This is a genomic window from Roseibium sp. (assembly GCF_025698965.1).
Classification (GTDB): Bacteria; Pseudomonadota; Alphaproteobacteria; order Rhizobiales; family Stappiaceae; genus Roseibium.
On the sequence record NZ_JAILWL010000003.1, the window covers coordinates 35,337 to 44,475 of the forward strand.

10 protein-coding genes and 1 pseudogene are annotated in these 9,139 nt (G+C 56.8%); 8 read left to right on the plus strand and 3 right to left on the minus strand.

What is annotated here, in order from left to right:
• The first annotated feature begins 75 nt into the window (after positions 1 to 75).
• Positions 76 to 546 carry an Lrp/AsnC family transcriptional regulator gene (locus tag K5905_RS00635; protein WP_297578949.1) on the plus strand — a complete coding sequence of 157 codons (471 nt, stop codon included), beginning with the start codon at positions 76 to 78 and terminating at the stop codon, positions 544 to 546.
• Positions 547 to 661: 115 nt separating this feature from the next.
• Positions 662 to 1,228 (plus strand): hemerythrin domain-containing protein, encoded by a 567-nt coding sequence (locus K5905_RS00640; protein ID WP_297578952.1) that lies wholly within the window; start codon positions 662 to 664, stop codon positions 1,226 to 1,228.
• A 105-nt stretch (positions 1,229 to 1,333) separates the two neighbouring features.
• On the opposite strand, the gene K5905_RS00645 is transcribed toward K5905_RS00640, so the two are convergent.
• Positions 1,334 to 2,719: a DUF3179 domain-containing (seleno)protein gene (locus K5905_RS00645; RefSeq protein WP_297578955.1), complete on the minus strand. Its 1,386-nt coding sequence runs from the start codon at positions 2,717 to 2,719 to the stop codon at positions 1,334 to 1,336.
• 376 nt (positions 2,720 to 3,095) lie between these two features.
• On the opposite strand from K5905_RS00645, the gene K5905_RS00650 reads away from it, so the two are divergent.
• Positions 3,096 to 3,752 carry a DUF2161 domain-containing phosphodiesterase gene (locus K5905_RS00650; protein WP_297578957.1) on the plus strand — a complete coding sequence of 219 codons (657 nt, stop codon included), beginning with the start codon at positions 3,096 to 3,098 and terminating at the stop codon, positions 3,750 to 3,752.
• Between the two features lie 10 nt (positions 3,753 to 3,762).
• Here the strand turns inward: K5905_RS00650 and K5905_RS31540 are convergent, their stop codons facing one another.
• Positions 3,763 to 4,818, minus strand: coding sequence for a cupin domain-containing protein (locus tag K5905_RS31540; protein ID WP_367186865.1), 1,056 nt, complete (start codon positions 4,816 to 4,818; stop codon positions 3,763 to 3,765).
• Positions 4,818 to 5,049: pseudogene (locus tag K5905_RS00665) on the minus strand (4-hydroxythreonine-4-phosphate dehydrogenase PdxA); the annotation flags it as partial. The gene K5905_RS31540 and the pseudogene K5905_RS00665, both read right to left, overlap by 1 nt.
• A 283-nt stretch (positions 5,050 to 5,332) precedes the next feature.
• On the opposite strand from K5905_RS00665, the gene K5905_RS00670 reads away from it, so the two are divergent.
• From K5905_RS00670 to K5905_RS00690, 5 genes are all read left to right on the plus strand, one after another.
• A complete protein-coding gene (locus tag K5905_RS00670; RefSeq protein ID WP_297578960.1) occupies positions 5,333 to 6,001 on the plus strand; it encodes a cupin domain-containing protein in 669 nt (222 codons plus the stop codon).
• Positions 5,998 to 6,684 carry an SDR family NAD(P)-dependent oxidoreductase gene (locus tag K5905_RS00675; protein ID WP_297578963.1) on the plus strand — a complete coding sequence of 229 codons (687 nt, stop codon included), beginning with the start codon at positions 5,998 to 6,000 and terminating at the stop codon, positions 6,682 to 6,684. The genes K5905_RS00670 and K5905_RS00675 overlap by 4 nt, the downstream gene beginning before the upstream one ends.
• Position 6,685: 1 nt before the next feature.
• Complete coding sequence (locus K5905_RS00680; RefSeq protein ID WP_297578965.1) at positions 6,686 to 7,759, plus strand: NAD(P)/FAD-dependent oxidoreductase; 1,074 nt, start codon at positions 6,686 to 6,688, stop codon at positions 7,757 to 7,759.
• Entirely contained in the window at positions 7,749 to 8,315 is a 567-nt protein-coding gene (locus K5905_RS00685) for a TetR/AcrR family transcriptional regulator (RefSeq protein WP_297578967.1), read from the plus strand. Before K5905_RS00680 ends, K5905_RS00685 begins: the two co-directional genes overlap by 11 nt.
• A gap of 122 nt (positions 8,316 to 8,437) precedes the next feature.
• Positions 8,438 to 8,932 carry a ClbS/DfsB family four-helix bundle protein gene (locus tag K5905_RS00690; RefSeq protein ID WP_297578970.1) on the plus strand — a complete coding sequence of 165 codons (495 nt, stop codon included), beginning with the start codon at positions 8,438 to 8,440 and terminating at the stop codon, positions 8,930 to 8,932.
• The last annotated feature ends 207 nt before the right edge of the window (positions 8,933 to 9,139 follow it).

Below are 9,139 nucleotides of genomic sequence, written 5' to 3' on the forward strand. Positions count from 1 at the left end.
TCTCAATATGTGAGTTATGTGCTTAATTTATATGCTTTAAGTGAAACAAAATTGCAAAAACGGGGACTGAAGCGAGTGAAATCCTCAACCGACCTGGATTCTTTCGATATCGCGATACTGCGCATTCTCCAGCGTGATAGCACCACCCCACAGCGTGAGATCGGAGCGTTGGTGAACCTCTCAGCTCCCTCCGTGCAACGGAGGATCAAGCGGATGGAAAAAGATGGTGTGATTTCAGCTCAAACGGCCATTCTGGATCCCGGTCGTGTCGGCTTGCCGCTGACAATACTTGTCGAAGTGGAACTTAAAGTCGAAACAGGTGGCGAGATCGATGTTGTAAAACAGTCTTTTCTGGAAGCTCCGGAAATACAGCAGGCTTACTACGTGACGGGAGAAGTTGACTTCGTACTGATTGTCGTGGTGAGCGACATGGCAGAATATGAAAAGCTCACCCAGCGTTTGTTTTTCGGTAACGAGAATATCAAGAAATTCAGAACGTTCGTGACGATGGATCGAACCAAGGCAACGTTGGACGTGAATATCTGATAGTCGAAATCGAGTAGACGAAACTGCCATCCGCCTCACGCATAACCGCAATGCACTGGCGAAACTGGATTTTCATCATCGGGGACCCGACATATGCGCGGAAAGGAGAGGGCCGATGAATATCGATTTCGACATCCGCACCCACGACATGCCCGCATCCATGCGCACGCTGCTTGACGATTATCCCCGCGACAGCTGGGAGGCGCATCCGGGTTTCAAGGAAAAGACACGTCACTGGCTTGGAGCGCATCTGATGTTCCGGCGGCTGGGTGAGCTTGTGCGCGTCGAGACCGAGCGCTATCTGGACAAATCCCGGGCACCGGACGACTTTGCCGCGCGGCTGTCCTATTACGGCAACGCTCTGGTCAACAATCTGCACGGCCATCACGGTTGGGAAGATCACAGTTACTTCCCGGAACTGTCCGCCGCCGATCCGCGTTTTGACGCCGGACTGGAAATTCTGGAGAAGGACCATCAGGAACTGGATCGGGTGCTGGACAGTTTTGCCGGGTCGGCCAACCGGGCGATCAAGTTGATTCAGCTGGACGAGACGCAGGCCGGTGAGGAAGCGGCAAAACTGCATGGGCTCTCTGAAACCATCGAGGCATTCCTCGAGCGGCATCTTTCCGATGAGGAAGAACTGGCCGTGCCGATCATCCTTCATCATCGTTTACGCGGCTAACGCGGAGTTATGCCACGCACACAGTCAGTGTGCGTGGCGGATCTTTTCAAAAAACAAAGCCTGGACCGAATAGGCGTTGGTTCAAAATACCTGCCGGTCCTCGCTTTATCCTGGCCAGAGTTCCGTTTCAGGATGGAACTGCGACCAGGCGAACCAGAATGCCTGATGACTGCCGAGGTCGGATCCGTCTGCATCTATGGCTCTGATCCCACCGGCATCAAGTTCCAGGCGCACATTTTCGTATGTGATTTCGTTGCCCTGCTTCAGGGCTGCGAATGCCTTGCTGCGCTGAAACGCGACAGGTTTTCCGGACGCTGTGACAACGCCGATGATGTCCTCATGTACCGGCAGACGCGGATCGACATCTCCGACCGGAAAAATCGGACCATTGGCATCCCGGCCATTGCGAAAGTCAAAATCGCGACCTAGTGCCAGAGCCTCGACCAATACCGTTGTTTCCGGATGCGCCTTCTTCCAGGTGCCCCAGTCGGTTGTCACCACGCTGGCCTGCTTCAGTTGCAGGTTTTTCTCCGCAAGAGGCCCCGTCACCGCCTTGCCGATAAACGTGTCGAACACTGAATATGTATTGACGTCATACATCACCTTGTTGGATCGGATGAGCAGTCCCGACGTGCGCAGAACCGGCCGCTCGAGGCCTTCAGGCAATTGATCGGTGAAATAGGCCTGCGCCGCGCCGCACAAGGTGCAATAGGGAATTCCGAGGTGACGTCCTCCCAACGTGTCATTGACCATTTCCCGGACTTCCATGATGCGCCGCGGATAGGCCCTGTATTCCCCGTTCACCTCGATACCGAAAACAATGTCCTCGTCCTTGAGCCACGTTGCATCCTCCGCGTTGCTGACTTGCGGATTGTCGGCTGCCGGGATGCAGTTGCATGCCTCGTCGGTGGTCCCAAAGGCCCGGTCATCGATCAGCACCCCACCCCAGGAAACGTGGCGCCAGTCGATATCACCTTCGACGAAGATCTTGTCCCAGCCCGGAACGAGGCTGGTAAAGATCGCCCGTTTCACTTTCAGGTAGTCAGGGGGCGCTGGAATATCCCATGCAATGAGATGATCCGTCACGGCTCCCCAGTGGTTTTCATTTGGCATTTTTTTGTCCAGGAGGCGGGAAGCAGCATCGGTGAGCGCTGCATTCAGCTGCTGTCCGGATGCAAATCGCATCAGGTCGGCGATAATCCAGACAAGCCGGGGGTCCTTGGAGCCGGCGATCTTGTCAAGAGCAAGGTTTTGGTCCTTTCCCCAGGCCGATTGTGTTGCGCTGTCGACAAAAGCCACCTTGATTGCAGACCATACGTCGCTGGATAACGGACCTTGCGGAACTTCCGGCGGTTCGCCGAACTGCGCGACCACGTATTCGGGCAGGGGCGCCGTATCCTGACCGCGCGAAAAGTCTGACCAGAACAAAGAAAGTGCGACCATCGGCACGACTAGGAAGATGCGGGGTGGAAATCCGAATGCCGATGCCATGGAAGGGCCTTTCGCGAGCCTGTTTCATCGTGAAAAACACACGCTGCCGATGAAACAGTCTGTGAAATCCGCAACAGGCGGTTCAGGCAGACCCGATTTCAGAAACAGTCGATGCGCACGGAAGAAGATGTGGCCTCAACCCACTGTGCGGCCAATCACGATACTTCAGCAGTTAGTGAGCGGCTTCGCGGATCGCGCTCGAACGGGTGGCATTGCGCAGCGGCATTATTGGGATAACTCTGAAGCTTCTGTCGATGCCCAACCGTTGTGACAGTCAAAGTCGGTCACATCCGAATTCATCGGGAAAGAGTGGATGGACTTCCGTGGACCTCTCTGGCCGATTGTCCACCTTGTGTTTCAAGCGTAGGGTGCGCGCATGGGGCGCATTTTGGAAACCGAACTCTATTCGCCGGTAAAGGCCTTCCTCATTGGGCAGGGGTACGAGGTGAAGGCCGAAGTCGGGTCTGCCGATATCGTTGCCTGTCGCGACAATGCGGACCCGGTGATTGTCGAACTGAAAACCGGGTTCTCGTTGACCCTTTTCCATCAGGCGGTCGCGCGCCAATCCGTCACCGACGCTGTCTATGTGGCGGTCGCCCGGGGTCCCGGTCGGCGGTTTCAGCAAGCGCTGAAGAACAATCTCAAGCTTGCACGGCGACTGGGCCTTGGCGTGATTACCGTCAGGCTTTCCGATGGACTGGTTGAGGTGCATCAGGATCCCGCACCTTATACACCGCGGAAGTCCAAACAGCGCAAAGACCGGCTGCTCAGGGAATTTTCCCGCCGTGTCGGTGATCCCAACACCGGTGGATCGACACGCGTAACCCTGGTGACGGCGTATCGCCAGGATGCGATCCGCTGTGCGCAACATCTGAATGCCAATGGCCCCAGCCGCGGTGCAGAGGTGGCAAAGGCGACCGGTGTCGACCGCGCGACCCGAATGATGGCGGACGATCACTACGGCTGGTTCGAGCGTGTCGAGCGCGGTGTTTATGATTTAAGTCCGAAAGGACGTGAGGCTCTGCCGGACTGAAGATACGGACCTACACATGTTCAAGATCGGAAACTGTGCGCTCATCGACGGCAGTACCGGTATTGAGGGTGGAGGTGGGCTCGAACAGCATTACTTCGCAAACACCGTCAAGGGCGACCGGGCAGTGCTCGACACCGTGCGGTACCACGATGAATTCCCCTTCATTGATGACCTCGTCACGATCGCGAAACTTGATCATGAGCCGGCCCTTGTGAACGAAAAACAGTTCATCTTCGCTCTCGTGATAATGCCAGGTAAAAGCACCGTCGAATTTGGCCAGCTTGACGTGCATGTTGTTCACCTGACCAACGATCCTCGGGTTCCATGTGTCCGTGAACGCGGCAAAGGATTGGACGAGGCTCTTGGGGCCATAGGGGGAAATATGGTCGTTCACGCCCGCAACGTCCCGCTGGATAGCGCGCAGTTGCATTTCCAGTTCGGGACTGTCCGCGGGATAATCGCCATCAAGTGCGGCTGTACCGATAGTGAAGCCTGCCGCACCGGATTTTCGCACAATCTCTATCCGGTCGCGGCTACCGATGGACCCGGCGATGATGACCGGTTTGTCGACCGCGACGCAGACCGCCGCCATGAGCCCTGTCCCATTTTCGGTTGAACGATAGGCCAGCAAATCCAGGCCATGCACTCCGTCTCGGGCAGCAAGCTGCTCCGCGCTTTCGACGATTTCGTCAATGGTGCCCGACAACACACTTGGGTGCCCTTCGATTTTGCCGGGGAACGGAAAATACTGGATGCCCGTGTCTTTGAGAACCGGCAGAACCGCATCTACATTCGTCCCGCCCAGAAGAATATCGACACCGATCTCCACGGCTGCCTTCGCCGAGGCAATTTCACTCTCCTTGTCGAGCGAAACAACTTCAAGGTAGCTGGTTGCTCCTCCATCCTTGATCGCCTTGTTCAGGTCTTTCAACCGCTCAAATGGCAGCCCGACATCCTTGAAGCCGATGTGATGCACACCCGCAGCCAGCGCGGTCGCCAGGTGTTGTTCGGCATCTTCCACGGTCTTGTCGTTTCGTGTCAGCATAAAAATAAAGCGCAGTCCCATTACGCTGCCTCCTTCGATTTCGATGTAACCCGACTTTTGACGCAGCCCCATGCCGTCCGAAGGCAGGGCCGATTGGTAATTCCCTGTCCGGCAATGTCAAATGCGGTTCCGCGATCCGCATTCGTCCTTGCAAACGGAAAACCAAGCGCGAGGGGTACGCCTATTTCCAACCCCGTGTATTTCACCTGAAGTAAGACCCCGATCGTGATTTTGCGTGACGACTATGTCGAAACGGTCTGCCACCTTCAACGAAAACCATCCGATTTTTCTACTTAAGCAATTGCACCTGGTCGGGTGCGATGTCCTGTTCACCCGAGACAGGCCCATCCCTATCACGTCTATGTGAAATTCAGGGCGTCAAAGCAAACTTGAAATTTACCCTACCTAGTAGTAGGTAGGTATGTGAATTTTAATCCAGCTCGAAGAACATGGTCATGAAAATCTATGACATCGGACACTTTCCCAACCCTGCGTGGGTCCACGTCGCCCTTGCTTCAGATCGAAAGGACGAAATATGGAACTGAATGCAGATTTCAGCGAACGTGTCTTGGTTCACTCCGGTCGGGCCGAGTGGAAGGCGTCGCCCATGCCTGGCGTGGACCGCCGAATGCTGGACCGCATCGGCGGCGAGGTCGCTCGGGCGACGACCATCGTACGCTATGCACCGAACAGCTCCTTTTCAGCTCACACCCACACAGGCGGAGAGGAATTCATTGTTCTTGACGGGGTGTTCCAGGACGAACACGGAGATTTTCCTGCCGGCACTTATGTGCGCAATCCACCGACAACCTCCCATACGCCGAGGTCCGAACCCGGCTGCACAATATTCGTCAAACTCTGGCAATTCGACATGGAGGACCGCAACCAGTTCCGCAAGAACATGGTAGAGGAACTGGAGGCGCCATCAAACGGTGTAGCAACGACGCAGCTGCACAAGGATGATCGCGAGACGGTGACGTACAGCCATCTCGATGACGGCGCGACCCTGACCAATTCCGACACCGGTGGGATCGAACTGCTGGTGATCGATGGAGCTCTGACCGAGGGCCGGGACACACTCGAAAAAGGTGCGTGGCTGCGTCTGCCGGAAGGGCAAGGGCTGTCGGTTATCGCGGGGGACGAGGGCGCGAAGGTCTGGATAAAGACGGGTCACCTTCCTTTTGCCAAGGCGCCGGTTACATGACGGAAAAGAGCAAACCCTGGGCGCTTGTCGCCGGAGCGGGGGCTGGTCTTGGTCAGTCCCTCGTCTCGCGTTTCGAAACCGGTGGACTGATGTCTGTCGGCCTGGGCCGGACGCGGCCGGATGATCCGTGCGGACGCTTTGTTGAACTGGATCTGGCGGATGCCGAGGCGGTTCCGGCGACACTTGCCGGCCTGATTGCCGATCACGGTCCGCCGGAAATCGTCGTGCACAACACGGCGGAGCTGGTGATCGCCCCGTTTGCCGAAACCACCCTGGATGACTACCGCCGCACTTGGGCTTCCATGGTGCAATCGGCCGTGTTGCTGGCGCAAGCCACGCTGCAACCGATGACCCGGGCGGGCGGTGGAACTTTTGTCGTCTCAGGTGCCACGGCGTCCTTGCGCGGCGGTGCCCGGTTTTCCGCGTTTGCCAGCGCCAAATTTGCCCTGCGCGGCCTGACGCAATCGCTGGCGCGCGAGTTTCAACCGGCTGGCATTCACGTCTGCCACGTCATTCTGGACGGCATCATCGACACGGCCCGTTCCCGCACATTGCACAGCCTCGATACGGAAAAGATGATGAAGCCCGACGAGATCGCAGAGGTCTATTGGCAGCTTGCCCATCAGCCACGTTCCACCTGGACGCACGAGCTTGACCTGCGCCCGGCATCGGAAGGGTTCTAGATTGAGCACGCTGATCATTGGAGGCGGCCTGTCCGGTCTTGCTCTTGCCGAGAGGCTTCAGGCGAAGGGTGCAGACTACATGCTGGTCGAGGCACGGGACCGGTTCGGCGGACGCATCCTCACCGAACATTACGGCGAAGAGTATTTCGATCTAGGGCCAGCCTGGTTCTGGCCCGGTCAGCCGCGGATCGCAGCCATGATCAAACGGCTTGGCCTGGAAAAATTCGACCAGTTTTCCGAAGGCCAGTTGATCTATGAAGATGAGGCTGGCCGGGTTCAGCGCGGCGTCGGATACGCATCGATGGCAGGCTCCTGGCGGCTGGAGGGAGGCCTTGATGCATTGACCGGGGTGCTGGCAGGACGCGTGCCGGACACCAGAAAGCGCTTGAATGCAAAGGTCGTCAGCCTGACACGTGGCAAAGTCGGGATCACGGCGGAACTGGCGACAGGAGAACGTCTCTTTGCCAGGCAGGTTGTGCTGGCGCTTCCGCCCCGTCTGGCCGCTGAACTGCGATTTACCCCCTCTCTTCCCGAGGCTACCGTCCGGGCGATGCGAGGCATCCCGACCTGGATGGCGGGTCAGGCGAAGGCCATTGCTATCTACAACACACCCTTCTGGCGCGAGGAGGGATTGTCCGGAGATGCGATGAGCCGCGTGGGGCCCATGGTCGAGATCCATGACGCATCTCCGACGGACGGCAGCTCCTTTGCGCTTTTCGGCTTCATCGGCGTAGCGCCGGAACATCGCCAGGACATGGGAACCCTGCGCTATCAGCTGATGCGGCAACTGGTCCGTCTGTTCGGAGAGAAGGCAGCAGAACCCGTTAGCCTTCTGATCAAAGACTGGGCGTTCGATCAGCACACCTCGACACTGGCGGACAAAGCGCCCCTTTACGCACATCCGGTCTACGGCCTGCCCCGTGCGATGGCGGAACTTTGGGGCGGCACTCTGCTTTTTGGCGGGACCGAGGTTGCTGCCCGTTTCGGGGGCTTTATTGAAGGTGCTTTGGAATCCGCTGAAAGCGTAATAAATACGCTGGAACACATGGTAGCAGGCAGAGAAAATGTCGACTGACACAAAGAGCGCCGTTTTGGATTCGGCCGAGCGCATCGCCCGCGCTTGCGGGTTCGATGGTTTCAGCTATGCAGATCTGGCCGAGGAAGTCGGTATCCGCAAGGCAAGCATCCATCACCACTTTCCGACCAAGGCAGCGCTCGCGGTCACGCTCATGCAGCGCTATCACAAAACGCTCGATGAAGCCTGCACGCATATCGTTGTGACCGAGGTTTCCGGCAGTGCGCAACTGCGTGCGGTCGTCGATCAGTACCGTTCGGCTCTGGACGGGGGCAAAAGCCTCTGTTTGTGCGTGGCGTTTTCGACAAGCCGGGAAAGTTTGCCGGCGGATGTGATCACGCAGATCAGCCGATTTCGGACCATGATGATAACCTGGCTGAAGGAAATTTTCGAAGCCGGAAAGGCCGATGGGACGATCACCCTTGTCGGCGATCCGCCGATGGAGGCTGCGGCGGGACTCGCTCTCATGGAAGGGGCACAACTTGCTGCGCGCGCCGAAGAAACGCCGGCCCTTTTCGAAAATGCGATGCAGCTGTTGCTTCAGCGCTGCTCGTAGAACCGGTCGCAATTCACGCAGCTGCCGTGAACCTGTGACGAATTTCACATGACCGCGGACTGATTTCCATCAACGACGCGCACCTGAGATTCCGTTAGCCATCAGGCAAACGGAGGCATGTAATGGCCGCTACCAGCAAATCGGAATTGCTTGAAATCACGCGGAACGAGTTCGACAAGCTGTCGAAGCTGATCGGGCCAATTGATGTTTCGGTCGCGATGAAGAAGGACGGGGAGGACACCTCGATCAAGGACATTGTCGCGCACCGCGCCCATTGGATCGATCTTTTTCTGGGATGGTATGCCGATGGGCAGGACGGGAAGACGGTTTTCTTTCCGGCAGAAGGCTACAGGTGGAACGATCTGAAACGCTACAATGCTGACTTACGGAAAAGTCAGATCAGCATGGACTGGCCCGAAGCAAAAGCGTTCCTGCAAGATCGCTTCCACGCGCTCCACACCTTCAACGAAAACCACACGGATGAAGAGCTGTATGGTGGCCCGATGAAGGGCGCGAACAACACCTGGACACCCGGCAGATGGGCCGAAGCCGCCGGACCAAGCCACTTCCGCTCAGCTTCCAAATTCATTCGTTCAGAGCTGAAGAATGGACTTTAAGCATCTTGGCTGTGAAGGAGTTGTCTTGCACTGGGAGCAAATGAATTGCGTATTGGAGCATGACGTAGTGACAATTTCAGCCAGTTCGTTTTTCGAAATGACACAACCAAAACGTTAGTCTAGCCTGGCAATCATGAGTTCGGATAATTGGTCAGATACAGAAAACGACGCTGTTGTTGCTTCCTATTTTTCCATGCTTGGCGATGA

Coding starts and splice junctions, on each gene's coding strand:
- K5905_RS00640 (WP_297578952.1), top strand. CDS start 662: ATGAATATCGATTTCGACATCCGCACCCACGACATGCCCGCATCCATG.
- K5905_RS00645 (WP_297578955.1), bottom strand. CDS start 2,719: ATGGCATCGGCATTCGGATTTCCACCCCGCATCTTCCTAGTCGTGCCG.
- K5905_RS00650 (WP_297578957.1), top strand. CDS start 3,096: ATGGGGCGCATTTTGGAAACCGAACTCTATTCGCCGGTAAAGGCCTTC.
- K5905_RS31540 (WP_367186865.1), bottom strand. CDS start 4,818: ATGGGACTGCGCTTTATTTTTATGCTGACACGAAACGACAAGACCGTG.
- K5905_RS00670 (WP_297578960.1), top strand. CDS start 5,333: ATGGAACTGAATGCAGATTTCAGCGAACGTGTCTTGGTTCACTCCGGT.
- K5905_RS00675 (WP_297578963.1), top strand. CDS start 5,998: ATGACGGAAAAGAGCAAACCCTGGGCGCTTGTCGCCGGAGCGGGGGCT.
- K5905_RS00685 (WP_297578967.1), top strand. CDS start 7,749: ATGTCGACTGACACAAAGAGCGCCGTTTTGGATTCGGCCGAGCGCATC.
- K5905_RS00690 (WP_297578970.1), top strand. CDS start 8,438: ATGGCCGCTACCAGCAAATCGGAATTGCTTGAAATCACGCGGAACGAG.